At 69.6% G+C, this 20,119-nt stretch carries 21 protein-coding genes and 1 pseudogene; 9 read left to right on the plus strand and 13 right to left on the minus strand.

The window, feature by feature from the left end; all coding sequences use genetic code 11:
• The 5 genes from ACFU95_RS48125 to ACFU95_RS48145 all read right to left on the minus strand — a co-directional run.
• Nucleotides 1-389 (minus strand): molybdopterin-binding protein (locus ACFU95_RS48125; protein ID WP_383843296.1); only part of this gene is annotated, 389 nt, incomplete at its 3' end.
• Between the two features lie 180 nt (nucleotides 390-569).
• Nucleotides 570-1,592 carry a LacI family DNA-binding transcriptional regulator gene (locus ACFU95_RS48130; RefSeq protein WP_383843299.1) on the minus strand — a complete coding sequence of 341 codons (1,023 nt, stop codon included), beginning with the start codon at nucleotides 1,590-1,592 and terminating at the stop codon, nucleotides 570-572.
• Between the two features lie 75 nt (nucleotides 1,593-1,667).
• Nucleotides 1,668-2,504 carry an ATP-binding cassette domain-containing protein gene (locus ACFU95_RS48135; protein ID WP_383843302.1) on the minus strand — a complete coding sequence of 279 codons (837 nt, stop codon included), beginning with the start codon at nucleotides 2,502-2,504 and terminating at the stop codon, nucleotides 1,668-1,670.
• Nucleotides 2,501-3,514 carry an ABC transporter permease gene (locus ACFU95_RS48140; protein WP_383843306.1) on the minus strand — a complete coding sequence of 338 codons (1,014 nt, stop codon included), beginning with the start codon at nucleotides 3,512-3,514 and terminating at the stop codon, nucleotides 2,501-2,503. Before ACFU95_RS48140 ends, ACFU95_RS48135 begins: the two co-directional genes overlap by 4 nt.
• Nucleotides 3,515-3,669: 155 nt before the next feature.
• Nucleotides 3,670-4,692 carry a sugar ABC transporter substrate-binding protein gene (locus ACFU95_RS48145; protein WP_383843309.1) on the minus strand — a complete coding sequence of 341 codons (1,023 nt, stop codon included), beginning with the start codon at nucleotides 4,690-4,692 and terminating at the stop codon, nucleotides 3,670-3,672.
• Nucleotides 4,693-4,938: 246 nt separating this feature from the next.
• On the opposite strand from ACFU95_RS48145, the gene ACFU95_RS48150 reads away from it, so the two are divergent.
• Nucleotides 4,939-5,925: a carbohydrate kinase gene (locus ACFU95_RS48150; protein WP_383843311.1), complete on the plus strand. Its 987-nt coding sequence runs from the start codon at nucleotides 4,939-4,941 to the stop codon at nucleotides 5,923-5,925.
• A 15-nt stretch (nucleotides 5,926-5,940) separates the two neighbouring features.
• Entirely contained in the window at nucleotides 5,941-6,243 is a 303-nt protein-coding gene (locus tag ACFU95_RS48155) for a putative quinol monooxygenase (RefSeq protein WP_383843314.1), read from the plus strand.
• Here the strand turns inward: ACFU95_RS48155 and ACFU95_RS48160 are convergent.
• A complete protein-coding gene (locus ACFU95_RS48160; protein WP_383843317.1) occupies nucleotides 6,164-6,517 on the minus strand; it encodes a GH32 C-terminal domain-containing protein in 354 nt (117 codons plus the stop codon). The two genes, ACFU95_RS48155 and ACFU95_RS48160, sit on opposite strands and share 80 nt — an antisense overlap.
• Nucleotides 6,518-6,634: 117 nt before the next feature.
• Here ACFU95_RS48160 and ACFU95_RS48165 point away from each other — a divergent pair, with 117 nt between their 5' ends.
• The gene (locus ACFU95_RS48165; protein WP_383843356.1) at nucleotides 6,635-7,894 is read left to right on the plus strand and encodes a PP2C family protein-serine/threonine phosphatase; all 1,260 of its coding nucleotides are present in this window, start codon (nucleotides 6,635-6,637) and stop codon (nucleotides 7,892-7,894) included.
• A gap of 431 nt (nucleotides 7,895-8,325) precedes the next feature.
• Here ACFU95_RS48165 and ACFU95_RS48170 read toward each other — a convergent pair whose 3' ends face one another.
• Together ACFU95_RS48170 and ACFU95_RS48175 are read right to left on the minus strand one after the other, a co-directional pair.
• Nucleotides 8,326-8,637, minus strand: a complete 312-nt coding sequence (locus ACFU95_RS48170; protein WP_383843320.1) for an NIPSNAP family protein — start codon at nucleotides 8,635-8,637, stop codon at nucleotides 8,326-8,328.
• A 47-nt stretch (nucleotides 8,638-8,684) separates the two neighbouring features.
• Nucleotides 8,685-9,152 (minus strand): DUF5990 family protein, encoded by a 468-nt coding sequence (locus tag ACFU95_RS48175; protein WP_383843322.1) that lies wholly within the window; start codon nucleotides 9,150-9,152, stop codon nucleotides 8,685-8,687.
• A gap of 471 nt (nucleotides 9,153-9,623) precedes the next feature.
• Between ACFU95_RS48175 and ACFU95_RS48180 the strand changes: the two are divergent.
• Nucleotides 9,624-9,893 (plus strand): annotated as a pseudogene (locus tag ACFU95_RS48180) (plasmid stabilization protein); the annotation flags it as partial.
• Between the two features lie 106 nt (nucleotides 9,894-9,999).
• Nucleotides 10,000-10,218, plus strand: coding sequence for a DUF5133 domain-containing protein (locus tag ACFU95_RS48185; RefSeq protein WP_383843325.1), 219 nt, complete (start codon nucleotides 10,000-10,002; stop codon nucleotides 10,216-10,218).
• On the opposite strand, the gene ACFU95_RS48190 is transcribed toward ACFU95_RS48185, so the two are convergent.
• The 4 genes from ACFU95_RS48190 to ACFU95_RS48205 are packed head-to-tail and all read right to left on the minus strand — an operon-like array spanning nucleotide 10,187 to nucleotide 14,092.
• Complete coding sequence (locus tag ACFU95_RS48190) at nucleotides 10,187-10,975, minus strand: IclR family transcriptional regulator (protein ID WP_383843328.1); 789 nt, start codon at nucleotides 10,973-10,975, stop codon at nucleotides 10,187-10,189. The genes ACFU95_RS48185 and ACFU95_RS48190 overlap by 32 nt on opposite strands.
• Nucleotides 10,976-11,029: 54 nt before the next feature.
• Entirely contained in the window at nucleotides 11,030-11,872 is an 843-nt protein-coding gene (locus ACFU95_RS48195) for a fumarylacetoacetate hydrolase family protein (protein ID WP_383843331.1), read from the minus strand.
• The gene (locus ACFU95_RS48200; protein WP_383843334.1) at nucleotides 11,869-13,572 is read right to left on the minus strand and encodes a bifunctional 3-(3-hydroxy-phenyl)propionate/3-hydroxycinnamic acid hydroxylase; all 1,704 of its coding nucleotides are present in this window, start codon (nucleotides 13,570-13,572) and stop codon (nucleotides 11,869-11,871) included. The genes ACFU95_RS48195 and ACFU95_RS48200 overlap by 4 nt, the downstream gene beginning before the upstream one ends.
• A gap of 25 nt (nucleotides 13,573-13,597) precedes the next feature.
• Nucleotides 13,598-14,092, minus strand: coding sequence for a VOC family protein (locus ACFU95_RS48205; protein ID WP_383843337.1), 495 nt, complete (start codon nucleotides 14,090-14,092; stop codon nucleotides 13,598-13,600).
• A 201-nt stretch (nucleotides 14,093-14,293) separates the two neighbouring features.
• On the opposite strand from ACFU95_RS48205, the gene ACFU95_RS48210 reads away from it, so the two are divergent.
• From ACFU95_RS48210 to ACFU95_RS48225, 4 genes are all read left to right on the plus strand, one after another.
• Nucleotides 14,294-15,880 (plus strand): MFS transporter, encoded by a 1,587-nt coding sequence (locus ACFU95_RS48210; RefSeq protein WP_383843340.1) that lies wholly within the window; start codon nucleotides 14,294-14,296, stop codon nucleotides 15,878-15,880.
• Nucleotides 15,881-15,944: 64 nt separating this feature from the next.
• Entirely contained in the window at nucleotides 15,945-17,408 is a 1,464-nt protein-coding gene (locus tag ACFU95_RS48215) for an aldehyde dehydrogenase family protein (RefSeq protein WP_383843343.1), read from the plus strand.
• A gap of 36 nt (nucleotides 17,409-17,444) precedes the next feature.
• The gene (locus ACFU95_RS48220) at nucleotides 17,445-18,899 is read left to right on the plus strand and encodes a carotenoid oxygenase family protein (RefSeq protein WP_383843346.1); all 1,455 of its coding nucleotides are present in this window, start codon (nucleotides 17,445-17,447) and stop codon (nucleotides 18,897-18,899) included.
• Nucleotides 18,900-19,032: 133 nt separating this feature from the next.
• Nucleotides 19,033-19,632 (plus strand): TetR family transcriptional regulator, encoded by a 600-nt coding sequence (locus tag ACFU95_RS48225; RefSeq protein ID WP_383843350.1) that lies wholly within the window; start codon nucleotides 19,033-19,035, stop codon nucleotides 19,630-19,632.
• On the opposite strand, the gene ACFU95_RS48230 is transcribed toward ACFU95_RS48225, so the two are convergent.
• A partial coding sequence (locus tag ACFU95_RS48230) for a LuxR C-terminal-related transcriptional regulator (RefSeq protein ID WP_383843353.1) occupies nucleotides 19,616-20,119 on the minus strand: 504 nt, incomplete at its 5' end. The two genes, ACFU95_RS48225 and ACFU95_RS48230, sit on opposite strands and share 17 nt — an antisense overlap.

Genomic DNA, 20,119 nt, shown 5'->3' on the forward strand with positions numbered 1-20,119 from the left:
CGGTCGATGTGCACGTTCGTCGACTTCACCCGGGCGGTGGCCTCCACGCCGACCTCCAGCCCCAACTCCTCCACGGCCTCCCGCGTCAGCAGCGACACCAGCCGGTGCGGCCCGGCCTGGATCTCCACCTGAGCCGCCACGTCACCGAGCTTCACGGCCGTGACGATGCCGGGGAAGGCGTTGCGGACCGAGGTGTACGAGACGTCCTCCTCGCCACCACCGCCCTTGGCGAGTTCCACGGAGAAGGCGGCCAGATCCTTCCCGTCGATGAGCCGTTTGCCGCCCTCATCGCGATGGGTGGCCACCCGCCCGGCGTCCGCCCAACGCCGGGCGGTGTCGGGGCTCACACCGAGGAGCCGTGCGGCCTGGCCGATTGTGTAGGACTGCATGTGGATCACGATAGGCGTCGTCAGTCGCCCGTGAACCCATCAGGCCACGGTGCCCCTTCAACATCGACGACGTGAACGTGCCCGTCCGGCGGATGTGACTGTGCAGGCGTCGTGAACTGCGGAGCCTGCTGAGGCCGTCTGAGCGTGGTCCCGGCCAGTCGTCCGACAGGGGCGAGCCCCCTACGGCTTGGGCGCGGGCTGCTCCCCCGACCCTCTGACGATCAGCCGGGTGGGCACGGTGATGGTCCGAGCCCGGGAGCGGTCGCCGTCGAGGCGGGCCAGGGCGGTGGCCGCGGCGCTGCGGCCGATTTCCTCGGGGTCCTGGGCGACGACGGTCAGGGCTGGTTCCAGCGCCTCGGCGAGCGATACGTCGTCGAAGGCGACGACGGCTACGTCTTTGCGCTTGTTGCGGGCGAGTTCGGCGACGATGCCGAGCGCCATGATGTTGTTGCCGGCGAACAGGGCGGTGGGGGGATCGGCCAGTTCGAGGAGTTGGGAGGTCGCGGCCTCCGCGCCCGGCTGGTCGTGGGCGTTGGCGACGAGCGAGCGGTCGTAGGGGATGTCGGCTTCTTGCAGGGCCGCGCGGTATCCGGCGAGGCGTTCGCGGCGGGTGTACAGCTTGAGGGGCAGGTCACCGACGAACCCGATGCGGCGGTGGCCGTGGGCGATCAGGTGGGCTACGCCGCCCTCGGCCCCCGTACGGTTGGAGCTGACGATGCTGTCCGTGGACAGGCCGACTCCTGGTCGGTCGAGGAAGACGATGGGCAGTCCCGCCGTGCGGTGCGACTTGAGGTGGGAGTGGTCGGCGCCGACGGACGGTACGACGATCAGAATGCTGACGCGCCGGGCGAGGAACTTGTCCGTCAGGGCGCGTTCGCGGTCGGGGTCGTCCGCGGAGGAGCCCATGAGCAGGGTCAGTCCGCGTTCACGGACGGTGTCCTCTATGGCGCGGGCCACGGCTCCGAAGAAGGGGTTGGCGACGTCGGGGATGACCAGGCCGATGGTGGTGTCCGGGCCGCCGACGCGGATGTTGCGTGCCATGAGGTTCGGCTGGAAGCCGAGCTTGGCCACGGCTGCGAGGACCTGTTTCCTGGTCTGTTCCGAAGCGTATCCGTCCTCGTTGAGGACCCGGGAGACGGTCTTGGCGCTGACGCCCACTTCTCGGGCGACATCTGCCATGGTCGGGCGGCGGTTCGCTGCCATGGAGGAAACGGTCTCCTGTCTCGTCGGTCCCGGCCGCGGCCTCGGCCGGAACCTGTGAGTGCTTCAGTCCTGTTGTCAGTGGGCCTGGACTCCGGCGGCCTTCGCCGCTTCGGAATCGGCTACGACAGTATCTCCGGCCTCGTCGATGCTGAGCGCGCCGGTCATGATGGCGACGACCTCGGCCATGGAGTAGTCGGACGGCTTGATCACGGCGGCTCGTCGGCCCAGCCGGTGGACATGGATCCGGTCGGCGATCTCGAAGACGTGGGGCATGTTGTGGCTGATCAGGACGACCGGCATGCCCTTGTCCCGGACCCGGCGGATAAGGTCCAGCACCTGCCCGGACTCCTTGACGCCGAGCGCGGCGGTGGGCTCGTCCATGACGACCACACTGCGGGCCCAGGCGACGGAACGGGCGACCGCCACGGCCTGCCGCTGCCCGCCGGAGAGCGTCTCGACCGACTGCGTCAGCGAGCGCAGACCGATCTTCAGGTCCGCCATGTGCTCGGCGGCCTCCTGGCGCATGCGCTTCTTGTCGAGCATGCGGAAGACACTGCCGAGGACGCCGGGACGGCGGAGCTCGCGCCCGAGGAACATGTTCGAGGCGATGTCCATGGAAGCGGCCACGGCGAGGTCCTGATAGACCGTCTCGATGCCGTGGGCGCGAGCACTCTGCGGACCGGAGAACTGGATCGGCTTGCCATTGAGGCGGATCTCGCCCTCGTCCGGGACCACCGCGCCGGTGAGAGCCTTGATCAGGCTGGTCTTGCCGGCGCCGTTGTCTCCGATGACGGCGAGGACCTCGCCGGGCATCAGGTCGAAGTCGGCGCCGTCGATGGCGGTGACGTGGCCGTAGCGCTTGACGAGACCGCGGGCCTGCAGCACGGGTGTGGGGGAGGAGGTGGCGCTCATCGGGCCTTCTTCCGGGAGATCTGGTCGACGGTCACCGCGAGGATCACCAGGACTCCGGTGATCAGGGTCTGGTAGATCGAGGCGACGCCCATCAGCTGAAGTCCGTTGCGGAAGACGCCGACGATGAGGACGCCGATGAACGTGCCCAGGACCGAGCCGCGTCCACCGAAGAGGCTGGTGCCGCCGAGGACCACGGCGGTGATGCTGTCGAGGTTGTCGGTCTGGCCGGCCTGCGGATCGCCGACGCCGGTGCGGGAGATGAGCAGCAGGGCGGCGATGCCGTAGAGGATGCCGGCCACGGTGTAGACGCCGATGGTCAGGCGGGAGGTGCGGATGCCGTTGAGGCGCGCCGCTTCCGGGCTGTTGCCCAGGGCGTAGACGTGCCGGCCCCAGCCGGTGCTGCTCAGGGCGTAGGCGAGGAGGAGGAACAGGGCGATCGTGACCAGCGAGCCGTAGGTGATGTCGGTCTTGCCGAGCGGGAAGGTCTGGCCGAGGGCGGTCAGCGGGCCGGGCAGGTTGGTGACCGTCTGCTCCTCGGAGTAGATGTGCGTCAGCGCGAACGCCACGTTGAGCATGCCGAGGGTGACGATGAACGGCGGCAGCGGGATCTTCTGTACCAGTGCCCCGTTGAGCAGGCCGAAGCCGCCGCAGACGACCAGGCCCAGCGCGATCGCGGCGAGCGGGGGCAAGGACCCCTCGGCCGCCATCTTGGCGATCACGATGCTGCCGAACGCCATCACCGCACCGCAGGACAGGTCGATGCCCGCGGTGAGGATGATCAGAGTCTGGCCGATGGCGAGGGTGCCGACGACCATGACCTGCTGCACGATCAGCGAGAAGTTCCCGCCGGTGAGGAACTGTTCGGTCGAGAGGGAGAAGAAGACACAGGCCAGGAGGAGCGCGACCAGCGGGCCGGTGGTCGGCTGTGTGAGCAGTCGGCGGACCGTGGTCGGTGCTTTGAGCTCCGCGTACGGCGTGGACGTGGAGGGTGGCGTGGACGTGGCAGTCATGCGAGGTCCTTGTCGGAAGACTCAAGTCCTTGTCCGTCCTTGGCGGACGGCAAGAGGACGAGGGGGCGGCCGTCCCCGGTCGGGGAGGAGGGGTCGGCCGCCCCGCTGAGGGGTGTCGAACGGTGGCAGCTGCGGCGGCAGCTGGGGACGGCGGCTCAGCCCCAGCAGTTCTCCAGGCCGTAGGCGGTGTCCTTGGACGCGACACCGTCCTGCGCCTTGTCGGTGACCAGGGTGACGCCGGTGTCGGTGTAGCCGGACGCCTTCTTGCCGTCCTTGGCGTACGTCGCCACGGCCTTGACGCCTTCGGCGGCCATCTTCAGCGGGTACTGCTGCGAGGTCGCGGCGATCTTGCCGTCCTTGACGGCCTGGGTGCCGGTGCAGCCGCCGTCGACGGAGACGATCAGCACGTCCTTCTCCCGGCCCTTGGCCTTCAGCGCGGTGTACGCGCCCAGCGCGGCCGGTTCGTTGATGGTGTAGACGACGTTGATGTCGGGCGACTTCTGCAGGCAGTTCTCCATCGCGGTCTGGCCCTTGGCCTGGTCGCCGCCGGTGTCCTGGGAGCAGACGATGGAGGAGTCGCCCTCCTTGACGCCGAAGCCCTTCAGGAAGCCGTCGTGCCGCTGTACACCGACGGAGACGCCCGGCGCGAGGTCGAGGGTGGCTATCTTGGCCGACTTGCCCTTCATGGCGGCCTTGGCGTACTCGCCGATCAGCTCGCCCGCCTTGAGGTTGTCGGTGGCGAAGAGGGCGTCGACCGCGTCCTCCGGGTCGGTCGGCGTGTCCAGGGCGATGACCAGAACACCCTTGGCCTTGGCCTTCTCGATCGCCGGCACGATCGCCTTGGAGTCGCTCGGCGTGATCAGGATGCCCTTCACACCGGCGGCGACCATGTTCTCGATCGCGGTGACCTGCCCGGCGTTGTCACCGTCGAACTTGCCCGCCGCGGTGGACAGTTCGACGCCGTTCTCCTTGGCGGCCTTCTCCGCGCCCTCCTTCATCTTCACGAAGAACGGGTTGGTGTCGGTCTTGGTGATCAGACCGACCTTGACGCTGCCCGATCCTGAGCTCGCGGTGCCCGATCCGGATCCGGATCCGCAGGCGGTCAGGGTCAGGGCCGCGACGCCGGTGCAGGCGGCGACTCTGAGCAAGGAGGAGGGCAGACGAGAGATGCGTGACATGAACGACTCCTGCGGGATTGCGGGCGAGCGGCCGGCATCGAGGCATGCCGTCCCGAGGTGTCATCGTTGACTTATGTCATCGTTGACACTTCTTGGCGAGGATGATGGACTCCGTCTCCAGGCAACGTCAATGCCTTGCACCCGTCACAAATCGGCAACGCCCGGGGCGGTCGCCCGTCCGAAGCCGCTCAGCGACCGCCCGCTCCGTGCCCGTTCTGCCTACGCGATCCAAGAGAAGAGCAGCCCATGACCCCGCCTCGGATCACCGTCCTGGGAGAGTGCGTCGCCGACGCGTTCACCGAACCCGCGAGTGCCCGGAACGAACTCGCCCTGCGGGTCCTGCCGGGCGGCGGACCGGCCAATACGGCGGTGTCTCTGGCCCGGCTGGGCACGTCGGCCCGCTTCCTCGCGCGGCTGTCGGGCGACGTGTTCGGCCGCCTCTTCCGGGCCCACCTGGAGGCGTCCGGAGTCGACCTGTCGTACGCCGTCGAGGCCGCCGAGCCCAGCACGCTGGCCGTGGCCGAGCTGGACACCCAGGGCCAGGCCACGTTCTCCTTCCACGCGCAGGCCACCGCCGACTGGCAGTGGACGAGCGCGGAACTCGCCGGGGTGGACCTGTCCGACACGGCCTGCGTACACACCGGGTCCCTGGCCCTGGTCAAGGAACCCGGGGCGGCTGTGGTGGAGGACTTCCTGGCGGCGGCCGCCCCCAGGGCCACCATCAGCATCGACCCCAACGTCCGCCCCCTCCTCGTACACCCCGATGTCTACCGCGCCCGGCTGGCGCACTGGTGCGGCCTCGCGGATGTGCTGCGGCTGAGCGAGGACGACCTTGAACTCCTGCTCCCCGGAACCCACCCTGAGCAGGCGTGCGACACCTGGCATGCGGCGGGGGCGCGGCTCGTGGTGATCACGCGCGGTGCCGACGGTGCCCTGGCCTCACTCGACGGGGAGCGGGTGCAGGTGCCCGCGGTGGCGACGCCGGTCGTCGACACGGTCGGTGCCGGGGACTCCTTCACCGCCGGACTGCTCCACCACCTCGGCGCCCGCGGACTCCTCGGCGGCAGGCTCACGGACGTGCGTCTCGGCGACGTCGAGGCAGCCTGTCTGTTCGCGACGAAGGTCGCGGCCCTGACCTGCTCGACTGCCGGGCCGAACCCGCCGTGGCAGGAGCAGTTGGCGCAGTTCACGACGGACGAGGCCATCGACCGGCACCTCGACTCCACCCACTGACAAGGACAGGAAACCATGACGAAAACCCTGCTCGCCGAGTTCACCGCCCGAGAGGGAACAGAGGGCGAGGTCGCCCGTCTGATCCGGGACTACGCCCTGAAAGTGCGCGAAGAGGAAGGCAACGTGGCCTTCGACGTCTACACCAAGGCGGCCGCCCCGCGGGCCTACTGGATCTTCGAGGTCTACCGGGACGAGGACGCCTTCAAGGCACACCTGGACGCCCCGTACGGCGTCCCGTTCAACGCCGCCCTCGCCCCGCTGATCGAGGAGGACGCCTCCGTACTGACGTTCCTCGATCCGCTGGCCACGCACTCGTAACGAGCGTTGACCAGCGGCGGGTGCCGCGCCTGCATGTGGTCGAGGGTGGCGGTGCCGCCCTCGACGAAGACCTCGACGCCGGTGCTGGAGGGGGCGGGGAGGAGGGGGCGGGGAGGACCTGGTCGGGGAGGACATGGCCGGGGGAGATCTGGTCGGGGGAGATCTGGTCGGTGATCACTGCCTCGCCGTGGCCGCCGAAGACCTCGACGGACGACCGGTCGACGAGGATGCGCCATGCCGCTGGGGGCCGTCGCGCCGGTGGTCCGCAGATCACCAGCCGCTTCGTGGGGCAGGACCCTGACCTTGCCTGTCGCCTACCGTCGGACAACCATGGAGAGGTGTGGATCCCAGAGGTACGGGATGGCGGGCAGCAGTCATGCGGACATCGAGAATCGAAGTGCGGATCGACTACGCGGCACTGTTCGCGGCCACACCCAGCCCCTATCTCGTCCTCGGCCCGGATCTGGTGATCGTCGACGTCAATGACGCGTATCTGCGGGCGACCCGGCGTACCCGGGAGGACCTGGTCGGGACGTACATCTTCGACGCCTTCCCCGACAACCCTGCGGACCCCGATGCAGACGGGGTGAGCAACCTCAGCGCCTCCCTCCACCGGGTCCTGGCCACCCGGGAACGCGACACGATGGCGCTGCAGAAGTACGACATCCCCATCGTGGACCGGCCGGGCGCGTTCGAGGAACGCTGGTGGTCCCCGATCAACACCCCGGTCAGTGCTCCCGACGGGAGCGTCGCGTGGATCATCCACCGGGTCGAGGACGTGACGGAGTTCGTCCACTCCAGGCGCTCACGGCGGGAAGAGGCACAGAACGAGGCGTCGGCCTCCGGGAGCAAGGTCGAACTGGAGGCCCTTGAGGCGGAGCTGTATTCCCGGGCCCAGGAGTTGCAGCGCCTCAACGAGGAGCTGCGCCAGGCCCATGCCCGTGAGCGCCAGGTCGCCCTCACCCTGCAAGAGGCGATGCTCACCTCCCCGGATCTGGTCCGCCACCCCGACATCGCGGTGCGTTATCTGCCCGCGGTGGGTTCGCTCAATGTGTGCGGCGACTGGTACGACGTGATCGATCTGCCCGACGGCGCTTTCGCGGTGTCGGTCGGTGACGTCGTGGGCCACGGCTTGGAGGCCGCTGCCGTCATGGGCATGCTCCGCAGCGCGCTCAGCGCCGCGACCCGTACCGTCGAGGGGCCCGCCGGGGCCCTGGAGGTGCTGTGCCGGTACACCCTGAGTGTGGACGGGGCGCTCACCACCACCGCGGTCCATGCGGTGATCCACTGCGACGACCACCTGATCTCCTACAGCAGCGCCGGCCACCCGCCCCCGGTCCTGCTGCACGCCGACGGCACCTGTGATCTCCTCGACCAGGCCACCGACCCGCCCCTCGGCGCGCCCGCCGAGCACGTCGCCCGGACCGAGGCGCGGCTGTCCTACGCCGTCGGCGACACCCTCATCCTCTACAGCGACGGGCTCATCGAGCGCCGGGGCGAGGACATCGACGCGGGCCTGCACCGTCTGTGCGACGCCGTCTCCCATTGCGCCGATCTCGACCCCGAGCACCTCACGGACGCGCTCCTGGCCCGCTTCGGGGTCAGTGGCGGCGCGCGAGACGACATCGCGCTGATCGCCGTCCGTCTCTAGGCCCCGTTGGCCGACAGCCCCGTAAAGCAACGACAGGGTCCGGACGTGTCGCTGTGGGACGTTCCTGAAGTCCCGGTGGGGAAGGGACCTCGGACCAGCGATTGTTCGCTCCGCGCGACGACGAGGGTCCCGGTCGCGACGTCCTGGTAGAGGCTGTCGGGGCCCGCCCGGGTGAGGCCAGGCCGGCTTCACACCCACGACGCGCCACATCACCGCCGAGATCACCGCCCAGCTCGCCCTCGCACGCGCCGGCCTCGCCACCGCGCTCGTCGCCGGACGGCCGTCGACCCGGCCACACCCGGATCCGCACGGTCCCATCGAGGCTCGCCCGGTCCTGCGCATGCTGTTCGCCGGGATGCGTCACACACGGCCGTTGTCGCAGCGCTGCGCACAGCCGCGCGGGAGAACCGCACCCCGCGCCTTTCGCCGGCCTAGGACCCGCCGTCGAGCGGCCGGAGGAAGCGGCGCTCGTACCGCTTGATGCAGCGGGTGTCACGGGCCAGTTCGAGCGCTTCCCGGCACTCCGGGTCGGACATGCTGTCCGTGCGGTACTGCTCGTACGCGGCCAGGCTGGGAAAGGAGAAGAGGGCGTAGGCGATGTCGCTGTCGCCCTCACTCGGCAGGAAGTAGCCGTGGTGCGTCCCGCCGAAACGGTTGACGAGCCGGACCAAGCGGCGGCCGTACTCCTCGAATTCCTCAAGCTTGTCGGCGTCGATCTCATACTTCAGATGAATGGTGATCACGCCTGCATGATGCCGTGTGACGGTGCGGGCGCGCTGCGGCGAATTGTCTAGTCGGCGCGTTCGGCGGTCCAGATGATGTGTGGGGGCTGGACCCGTGCGCAGAGGGGCCCGCCCTGCGCGTCGGTCAGGCCGAGGCGTCCGACCAGCAGCCCGTCGCGTGCGGCGGCGGCCAGTACTTCGGCGGGGATGACGTCGAGCATCAGCTTGGCGCGGCGGAACATGGTGAAGGTCCCCGACTCGTCGACCGTGCCCCACGACAGGTAGATGAACCGTCGGCCCAGACGGTCCTGCACGTAGGGGCCTTTGACCTCGGTGCCGGTCGGCGAGATGCTCGTGGTGCACTCCAGGGTCCAGGTCGCGGACGGTGCGTCACCGGGCTGTGGCGCGAGGAGTTCGGCCGGACGGTCGCGGCGCTGCACTGCGACGTGGATGTTGTCGTACGTAGGGGTCTTGCCGTCGGCGGGGGCCGGGCAGGTGAGTCCGGGCAGGTCGATTGCGTCGATGCGGATGCGCATAGCGGCCATCATCCCGCCATGTCCCGCGCAGCGGTCGGTCGGCCTCGGACCGGGGTGGGCCCAGGGCAGCGGCGACCTCGTCACTCAGTGACCGGGCGCGAGGATGGCGACGGCCGTGGTCCGTCGGCCGACCTGGATTCGCTTCATGCCGACGGTGCGGCCGGGGGTACGCCTCGACCTCGATGTCGATCCGGCGGGGGAGGCGGGCGAGCCCGGCCCGGTATTCCTCCTCGGTGTAGTCGTCCCAGTGCTTGCGTAGTGTCCGGAAGCGGCCAGCGGGCCGCCCCAGGGAACGTTTTCGAACTCCGAAGCAAGTGGGGTGCCCGCACATGTCCACCTCACAGCAGCCAGAGCAGTGACGCAGTGACCAGCGGGCCGAGCACCCTTGAGCCGGGCCCTGCTGCCCATCGCTTCGTGGTGAGGTCGGAGAAAGGCACCGCACCACAGCGCGTACGAGAAAGGGGAAGTGTCATGCCGGCCGGATCGAGCTCCAAGCGTGAGCGCCGGTACGAACACATCAAGAAGGGCGCCGAGGACCGCGGTGAATCGACAAAGCGGGCCAAGGAGATCGCCTCACGGACGGTGAACAAGGAGCGGGCCAGGTCGGGCGAGTCGAAGACCTCGAGCAAGTCCTCGACCCGTGACCGGAAGTCGGCGTCCCAACGCGGTGGCCAGCGCTCGCACAGTGGCGCGGAGGGCCCGACCAAGGACCAGCTGTACAACGAGGCCAAGAAGCGCAACCCCGACGCTGCCGGTGACGAGAGGTGGCGTGAGAGCCCGGCGCGCAGTCTGCTGCCGGCGGTGGCTCTGCCGTGGTGTGCTGCGATGTGTGAGAGGGGCCATCATCATGATCGTTCCGGCGGAGAAGGAGCTGCGTGCCGTGCTGGCCAGGTTCGCTCAGGCGAGCATCGAACACGACGGGCTCCCCACAGCTCGCTCCGGCTGCGCTCTTGAGGACGCCACGTACAAGCTCTGTGTGATGACCGGGACCCGTACGGTTGCGGACCGCACACCGGAACCGCGGCCCCGGGACATCATCCCGAGACGGCGGCCATGCGGTCGGTGATCTTCTTCGCGGTCCCCAGTACCTGCTGGGCGATCTCCGCCTCCGCCTCGGGGTAGACGCGAGTGGCGAGGGCGGCCACGCTCACTGCCGCGACGACGGCGCCGGCATCGTCGCGAACGGGAGCCGCGATGCCGACGACGTCGGGGTCCAGTTCGCCGCGGGTGATGGAGTAGCCCAGGCGGCGGATGCGGCCCAGGCGTTCCATCAGGGCGTCGACGTCGGTGAGGGTCGCGGCCGTGAAGCGGCGCAGTTCGACGCTCTCCAGGAGACGGCGGCTCTCGTCCTCGGGACCCCAGGCGAGCAGGACGAGGGCGGAGGCGCCGGCGTTGATGGGCAGGGTGCTGCCGCGTTCGTAGGAGATCCGTACCGCGCGCGTGCCGCTTTCCGCACGGTCTACGCACACCACCAGATCTCCCGCCCGGCGGGTGAGCAGAACCGTCTCACCCGCCTCCTCGGCGAGGGCCGCCATGGCGGGCAGCGCGACCTCCGACAGGCCGTAGCTGCGCCGAGCCAGCCGGGCGACCTCCAGGACACGCAGGCCCAGCCGGAAGCCGCCGCTGGGGGCCTCCTCCAAAAAGCGCCCGGCCACCAGACTCTGCAGGTAGCGGTAAGCGGTGGAGCGGGCGACGCCGAGGTGTTCCGCCACCGCGGTTCCGGAGACGATCAGCCGGGTGTCGTCGAACATGGTCAGGATGTCCAGCGCCCGGTCGGCTGTAGAGTTGCGGTCGCGGTAGCTGGAGGACTCGTTTCCTGACATGCGAGACACTGTAACCGACGACGGGGGCTTGTACGGGGCCGCGGCCGGCCCCGCCTACAACCGGTCCTTGACGACGGTGTTGCGCAGTTCGCCGATGCCCTCAATCGTCGTGACGAGCTCCTGACCCGGCCGCAGGAACACCTTGGGGTCGCGGCCGGCGCCCACCCCTCCGGGCGTCCCGGTGCAGATCAGATCGCCGGGCAGCAGCGTGATGATGGTGCTGACGTACGCGATGACGTCGGCCACGTCGAAGAGCAGGTCCGCGGTGTTGGACTTCTGCATGGTGTGGCCGTCGACGCTGCACTCGATGGTCAGTCCGGCGGCCCCGGGCGGGAGTTCGTCGGGTGTCACCAGCATGGGTCCGACGGGGGTGGTGGCCTCGAAGGTCTTGCCGGAGAGGAACTCCCGGGTGCGGTGCTGCCAGTCGCGCACGGTGACGTCGTTGACGACCGTGTACCCGGCTACGTACTCCAGGGCACGCTCGCGCGGCACGTGGCGGCCTCGGCGTCCGACGACGACCCCCAGTTCGGCTTCCCAGTCGAGGTCGTCGCTGACCGGCGGCATGTGGATGTCGTCGTGCGCGCCGACGAGGGAGCCGTCGTACTTGGCGAAGAGGGTGGGGTGGGCGGGGGTGGGCCGGCCCATCTCCTTGATGTGGGTGGCGTAGTTGAGGCCCAGGCAGACGATCTTGTTCGGGTGTGGCACCAGAGGAGCGAGCTGGGCCTCGGCGAGCGGAACGCGCTCGCCGTCCCAAGCGGCCCGGTCCTGCCAACCGTCCCCGCCGGACAGCAGTGTGCAGACATCGGCGTGCGGCAGAAGGACCAGCTCGTCTCCTTCCTGCCGGGCGACGGTGGTGGTGTGGTGGCCGTCGTCGAGACGGACGGTGGCGAGCTTCATCGGCGTGCTCCCTGAGGGTCGGGCTGGACTGCGGGTGTTGGGGGGGTGTCGCCAGGGGAGGCGGGGGCGGTCGCGTGGGGTGACATGGCTGTGTGCCCGCCGTCGGTGGTGAGGCGCCGTAGTTCCGCCCCGACGAGCGCCGCTCGGTCGGGGGTGAACACGGCGGCCACCACTCGGTCGGGACGGACGAGTACGAAGTGCCCTGTCACGTCCGAGAAGAGGGCGTCGAGCCGACCGTCGGCGTCCGTGATTCCCGTCCGTCCGCCGCGGTCGCGGGCGGCGCGGTCGTCCAGGTAGACGTCGACGTGAGCGGCCTGCGGAAGGGCGGCCCGGGCTGCGGCTTCCCAGGCCGCGTCGCTCAGACCGATCCCCAGCAGACTCCAGCCCCGGCCGGTGACGTCGTCGAAGCGGGTGAGCAGGTGCCGCGGTCCGCACAGCACCTGTGGCTGCGGCAGCGGTGTACCGACGAGCGGCTGCGGGGGGCCACCGAGGTGGACGACGGCACCGTGGCGTATGCGGGTGTCGGGGCGGTAGCGCATCTCGGTGAGGTAGCGGCGTCCGGGAGGGATGCGCATGACAGCGCGCACCAGTAGGTCGCGGGCGCGGGCGCGGCCGCGGCTCGTGGTCATGACGATCCGGCCGAGGCGTACGGAGAGGTCGATCACGGCGCGGGCGTGCGGGCGGCGCTCGGTGTCGTACGTGTCGAGCAGGGCGTCACCGGCACGGCCCGCCAGGACCTCGTCGATCTTCCAGCAGAGGTTGGCGGCGTCCCGCAGGCCGGAGTTGAGGCCCTGCCCGGCGAACGGGGGCATCATGTGGGCGGCGTCGCCTAGCAGGAAACAGCGGCCCTCGCGCAGCCGGTCCGCCAGCAGCGCGTGGAAGCTGTAGGCGACCGCGCGCTCCACCTGTTCCGGGGTGATCTGCCGGTAGGGCCCAAGGAGTTGACGCACGAGCTCGAACGGAGGCGGCGTGCCCGCTTCGCATTCGCCCGGCCTGAGTCGGAACTCGTAGCGGCAGCGGCCCCCGTGGCCCGGGACGATGACGACGGGGCGGGCGGGGTCGCCGTAGTGCATTCCGTACCGTTGGTCGTGCGGGTCCTCCAGGGTGTCCGCCACCAGCCACACCTCGGGGAAACTGCGCCCGTGCATGGGGATGGACAACAGGTCCCGCACGGTACTGCGGCCGCCGTCACAGCCCAGGACGTAGGACACCCCGACGTCCTCGGTGGTCCCGTCCGGGCTGTCTGTCCGCAGGGATGCGCGCACCCGGTCGCCTTCCTGGGCGAGGGTTGTCAACCGGGTGCCGAAGCGGACTTCGACGGTGGGCAGTCCTCGCAGGCCCTCGCGCAGCACCCGTTCGAGATCCGGCTGGGCGAAGGGGTTCTTGAAGGGGTGCCCGAAACGCTGGTCGCCGGTGCCGCGGGCGTGCAGGAGCGGGCGTCCGCCGACGCCGAAGTACTTTGTTCCGGTGCCCGGCACGATGATCGGGTACACCGCCTCGTCGACGCCTGCCGACTGAAGGGTGCGCAGCGATTCGTCGTCGAGGCTGATCGCCTTGGCGTCGTTGCTGGTGGTCGCGTTGCGTTCCACCAGCAGCACGCGTACACCCCGTGAGCCCAGCAGATGGGCGGCCGCGAGGCCGGTCGGGCCGGCACCGACGATCAGCACGGCCGGCTGCTGGGGCGTTGGTCGTTCTGCCATGAGGCTCTCCGTCACGGTGGAGGGGCTACTGGACCGGCTGGTAGGCCGGGCCGCCCTCGGCCAGCAGCCGCTCGGCCTCGGCGAAGATCTCCTCCGGCGCCTGGTCGAGGTCGATCGTCTTGCGGAACGGCTGACGCACGTCGCGCTCGATGCGCAGATAGACCTCGTTGCGGTTGCCCTCGGGGTCGAAGAAGTAGATCCCGATCGCGTTGCCGTGGGTGACCTCCTGCTGGACCTCGATCCCCTCGGCGCGGAACCGGTGATGGAAGGCGATGATCGACTCCAGCGAGTCGACCCGCCACGACACCTGATGGCTGAGCTTGGTTCCGGCAGGGGCGGTCCGGCCCCGCTGAAGCACGAACTCGTGGTGCTCCTCGTCCGGGCGGGAGGAGAAGAACACGATTCCCCGCTCCTCGTCCTCGTCGGTCACGGTCAGTCCCAGGACGCGGGTGTAGAAGTCGCGCATTCCCTCCAGGTCGTTGACCCAGAAGCCGGTGTGCCCGAGGCCGGTGATCGCCATGCTAGGACTCCTGTCTCGTTATGCAGGACGTGAGCTTTGTGTATCGGGACACTAAGTCCCCCCTGTCTGGCTCGTCAATGAGCAATGTGCAGTTCGAACCCCTTGACTCGAGTGAAAGTGTGGAGGCATTGTCCTGCTCAGCGATTTATGCGTCCGAGTATTCAGGACGTGCAGAGCAATCTACCGCTGGAGGCATCCCTCATGACCCATTCCGATGCCGCGAGACCGGCTTCCCTCGACCGCAACACCTTGATCGCCGCATGCCTCGCCATCTGTGTGGCCCAGATCGGTATCCCCCTCGCGTCCCCGATCATCGGAGAGATCCAGCGGGACCTCGGGGCATCGGCCGCTGCCCTGGCCTGGATACCGGCCGCGTTCATCCTTCCGACCGCGATCCTGGAGTTGAACTTCGGGGTTCTCGGTGACCTGTTCGGCCGCAGACGCCTGCTGGTCGTCGGCGGCCTCCTGATCACGGCCGGCTGTCTGGTGGTCGCCTCAGCCGGTTCGCTGACGCAGCTGATCGCCGGCCAAGCGGTCGCCGGGCTCGGCGCTGCGGCGATCTTCCCCTCCTCGCTCGCGGTGATCGTCGCAGGCACCCCGGCGGCCGCAGCTCGTGCGCGAGCTTTGTCCTACTGGGCGGTCAGCCTTGCTTTCGGTGCCATGATCGCCCCGCTGATCAGCGGGTTCACCGCCGAGCACACCCACTGGGGCTGGGCCTTCGTCCCGCTCGCCGTGTTCGGTGTGGTCACCGCGGCCGTCAGCGCCCGCTGGATCACCGACTCCCGACAGCCGGCCGGACGCGGGCTGGACTGGCCCGGACAGATCACGGTCGCCGTGTCTCTGCTCGCCCTGCTCTACGCGGTCATCGAGGGGGCCGGCGACGGCTACTCCGAGCCCCACATCGTGATCGCCTTCGTGGTCGCCCTCGCCGCGTTCCTGGCCTTCCTGGTCGCCGAGCGAAAGTCACGGGCGCCGATGCTGCGGCTGGAGCTGTTCCGCACGCCCGCCTTCGCCGCTGCCGCCGCCATCGGGCTGCTCGCCCTGTTCGGCTTCATCGGCACGGCGTACGCGCTGAGCATCAAACTGGAGTCGGTCTACCACCTCTCCCCGCTGCGGGCAGCCTTGCCCTTCGCCCTCATCCAGGCCGTGCCCCTGCTGCTCACCCCGCTCCTGCCCAAGCTGCTCCAGCGGGTGCACCCCCGGACACTGCTGGTCGGCGGTCTGCTGTCGCTGGCGGTAGGCGAGGGCTGGATGGCTCTGCTGCCCGGCGACGCCACCGACCTCGCCTCGATGACCGGGCCGATTCTCCTGCTGGGGGCGGGCTTCATCACGATGTTCTCCGCTCTGACGGCGGTCGCGGTCGGAGCCGCCGACATCCGGCATGCCGGTATGGCCAGCGCGGTCACCAGCCTCGTCCGCGAGACCGGCCAGGCACTCGGACCGGCGGTCGTCGGTGCCGTCGCCCTGGGCACGGCGAGCGGGGTCCTCACCGACAAACTGGCTTCCTCCGGGCTCCCCGCGCAGGCCCTGGGCGTCGCCAACGCCGTCAACGACGACGGTGGTGCGCTCGCCGCCGCCAACGCCGACCTCGGCGAACTGTCGCGTACCGTGGTCCCGCTCGCCCGCGAAGCCCTGGAAACGGGCCTCGACCTCGGCATATACATAAGCAGCGGTGCCAGTCTGGTCGCCGCGGTGATCGCTGTTCTCGCCCTGCGGCACACCGACTCGGCGCACGGGACACCCACCAAGGGCGCGACCCCGGCCGCCGAGCCGCTGCCCCATTCCTGACCGTCCACCGCGACGGCACCCCACGACAGGTCATCCGCACGTACACAGGACGGAACGGAACACGATGGCTCTTCTGGACAACAGCACCTGGGAAGGCCGGATCTTCTCCGGTGAGTGGATCAGCGGCTCCGGCGAGATCTACGACGCCGTCGAGCCCGCCACCGGCAAGACGCTGGGCCGGGTCGGCTCGGCCACCCCCGCTGACGTGGACGAGGCGGTGGAGCGGGCGGTGCGGGCACAGCGGGAATGGGCCGCCCGGCCGTACGCCGACCGCGCCGCCGTGCTGCGCCGCGCCGCGCGGCTCTTCGAGGACCATCAGCCGGAGATCGAGACCTGGCTGATGCGGGAGTCCGGGGCCATCCGGCCGTTCGCGGCCTTGCAGGTCACCAGCGGTGGCGCGGAGGAGTGCCACGAGGCCGCGGCTCTGGCCGGGGCGCCCTACGGCGAACTGCTGCGCTCCAGCCAGGAGCGACTGTCCTTCGCCCGCAGGGTTCCCGTCGGGGTGGTGGGCGTCATCGCCCCGTTCAATGTGCCGATCATCCTGGCGATGCGGGCCGTGGCCCCGGCACTGGCGTTGGGCAACGCCGTCGTTCTCAAGCCGGATCCCCGCACGGCCGTCAGTGGTGGTGTGGTCTTCGCCCGCGTCTTCGAGGAGGCGGGCCTGCCGCCCGGACTGCTGCACGTCCTCCCGGGTGGAGCGGACGTGGGCGCTGCCGTGGTCGAGCACCCCAGGATCCCCGTCATCGCGTTCACCGGCTCCACTCGCGCCGGCCGTGCCATCGGCGTCGCCGCGGCCCGCCACCTGAAGCGGGCCCACCTGGAACTGGGCGGCAACTCCGCCCTCGTGGTGATGGACGACGTCGACCTGGAAAGGGCGGCCTCGGTCGGAGCATGGGGGTCCTTCGTGCACGCGGGCCAGATCTGCATGGCCAGCAGCCGCCACCTGGTGCACGCCTCGGTCGCCGACGAGTACGCGGCCCTGCTCGCCCAGCACGCCGCCGCGCTCCCCGTGGGCGACCCGGTCGGCGAGAACGTCGCCATCGGACCGCTCATCGACGGCGGACAGCGCGACAACGTGCACCGCATCGTCACGGACACCGTCGCGGCCGGAGCCGGGCTCGCCGCGGGCGGTACGTACGACGGCCTCTTCTACCGCCCCACCGTCCTCACCGGCGTACCGCTCACCGCGCCCGCCTACGCCGAGGAGATCTTCGGCCCCGTCGCACCCGTCGTTCCCTTCCAGGACATGGACGAGGCGGCCCGGCTGGCCGCGGAATCCGAGTACGGGCTGTCCCTCGGTATCCTGACCCGGGACGTGATGAAGGGCCTGGCCCTCGCCGACCGCGTGCCCACCGGCCTCGTCCACATCAACGACCAGACCGTCAACGACGAAGCCGTCGTCCCCTTCGGCGGTCTCGGCGACTCCGGCACCGGCTCCCGCCACGGCGGTACCGCCGCCAACCTGGAAGCCTTCACCGAACAGCAGTGGGTCACCGTTCGAGGCGAGCTTCCGCACTACCCGTTCTGAGACACCTGTGTCCTAGCCTGCACCTGGAGTATGTACATGAGCTTGTCCTGGCCCACCGACAACAAGTTCCTGAACGGTCCCTTCGCGCCGTGGACCGAGGAGAACGAGGCCTACGACCTGAAGGTGGACGGAGAGATCCCGCCCGACCTCCGGGGCGCCCTGTTCCGTGTGTCTGGCAACCCCCGCTTCCAGCCTCGTGACACCGACCGCTACCACTGGTGGGAGGGCGACGGCATGGTGTGCGGCATCTACTTGCGCGACGGCAGCGCCGCGTACCGTACCCGCTGGGTGGAGACCGACTCGATGAAGGTCGAGGTCCGGGCGGGAGAGGCGATCTACAGCGGTTTCGCCAACGGCGGCAGCCAGGGCCGGCTTCCCGAGGGGGCACCGCCGGGGAAGAACGTCGCCAACACCAATGTCGGAATCTTCGACGACCGGCTGCTGGTGTACTACGAGGGCGGACTACCGCACGCTTTGGACCCCGAGACGCTCCGCACGCTCGGCACGCACGACTTCCATGGCGGCGTCGACGTCCTGTGCACCGCGCACTACAAGATCGATCCCGACAGCGGGGACATGCTGTTCTTCGCCGCGATCGGGCCGACCATCACCTGGTACCGAGCCGACGTGAAAACCGGCCGGATCGTCGACTCGCACTCCTTCGACATCGGCGTACCGGTCCTGATGCACGACTTCGCGGTGAGCCAGCACTACGCCGTCTTCTTCGTCACCCCCGCCCAGTTCCGCCTCGACCTGATCGCGCAAGGACAGCCCGGGGTGGTCTGGGACGAGGACTCCCTGGAACACGGCGTGCAGATCGTCCTGATGGACCGCCGTACGCACGAGGTCACCTGGCACGAAGCCGGCGGGTACTTCGCCAACACCCACTTCTTCAACGCCTACGAGCAGGACGGCGAGCTGATCATCGACGGGCATCGCATCACCCGGCTCGGCACCCCCGCCGATCGCCTGGCCGCACCCGTGGGCTCCCATGACTGGTTTCCTCCCGCTCTGCCCTGCCGCTGGCGCGTCGACCTCACGACCGGACGCGCCACGGAGGAGATGGTCAGCGGGATCGCCGGAGAGTTCCCCAAGATCAACGATGCCTGTCTCGGGCGGCAGCACCGCTACGGCTACTTCGTCACCACGCGAGGCCTGACCCCGGACACCATGTCCGACGGACTGGCCCGGCACGACTACCTCCTGGACAGCACCACCGTCGTCGACGGCCCGGACTATCTGACCAGCCCGAGCGAACCCGTCTTCGTCGCGCGCGAGGACGCCTGCAGCGAGGACGACGGCTACCTGTTGTCGTTGTGGTGGAACCGGTCCACCGACCTCAGCGAACTCCTGATCCATGACGCGGCCGACCTGCGAAAGGTACCCTTGGCGCGGGTCAAGCTCCCCAGCCGGGTCCCCTTCGGCTTCCACGGCAGCTGGGCCGACCACATCACCCTCGACCGAGCCGTCGTGGCCACAGCCGTGGGGTGACATCCCCCTGCCTCGCGAGGTGGGGGCGGGTCACACCAGGCTCGCCCCCACCGCACGGCTTCGCGGCGCGAGATTCACGAGAAAGAGCTTCGCCTTGACTTCCACGGGTGAAGGCCGACGAGTACGTCGCCGCATGCGGACCCGGCGTGCGATCCATGCGGCTGCCCTGCGGGTCGTCCAGGAACACGGCTTCGACAGGGCCACCGTCGACATGATCAGCGCGGAGGCGGGTGTCTCGCCGCGTATGTTCCTGAACTACTTTCCCAACAAGGAGGCCGCCGTCCTGCCGGGGCCGCCTGACGAGGTGCCGAGTGCGCTCACCGCGGAGTTCGCCGTGACGGGTGCTGCGCATCCCCGGGACGTGTTCGCGGCTGTGACCCGGGTGATCGTCCGAGATCTGGCGGAGAACCCGCCGCCACGTCAGGAGATGCTCGCGGCGTTCGAGCTGACGCGCAGCCACCCGGTCCTGCTGGCCGCGTTGTCGGCACGCTTCGAGAGCCTTCGGCGATCAATCGCCGAAGTCGTCGCGCAGCGCCTCGGCCGGCAACCCGAGGACGAGATGCCGGCCTTGATCGCCGCGGTCGCGGTATCCGCCGTTCGCATGGGCATACAGCGATGGGTGAGTGCGGACATCCCCGGCGACGCCGCCGACTCGCCGGCACCGCACGTCGAGCACTGTGCGGAACTTCTGGGAACCGACCTGGTGCGGGACGCCGTTACGACCTGGCCCTGACCAGCCCGGCGTCGTACGCCATGATCACTGCCTGGATGCGGTCGCGGGCCCCGATCTTGGCGAGGACCCGTCCGACGTGCTTCTTCACCGTGGACTCGGTGAGGACGAACCGTTCGGCGATCTCCGCGTTGGTCCAGCCCTGGCCGATGGCCACCAGCACCTCACGTTCGCGGTCGCTGAGGGTTTGCAGCCGGGGGTCCTGCGGGGCCGGTGCGCCGGCCGGTGCGAGGACCTGGTGGGCGTAGGCGTCCAGCAGCCGGCGGGTCAGCCGGGGGGCCACGACGGCGTCGCCGGTGGCGACCGCGCGGATGCCCGCGACGAGTTCCTCGGGGCGGGCGTCCTTGAGGAGGAAGCCGCTGGCTCCGGCGCGCAGGCCGTCGTAGGCGTACTCGTCGAGGTCGAAGGTGGTGACGATGAGGACGCGGGTGCGGCCGCCGGTGGCGATGATGCGGCGGGTGGCCTCGATGCCGTCCATGCCGGGCATGCG

The sequence above is a fragment of the Streptomyces sp. NPDC057623 genome (genome assembly GCF_042800355.1).
Lineage (GTDB): Bacteria > Actinomycetota > Actinomycetes > Streptomycetales > Streptomycetaceae > Streptomyces.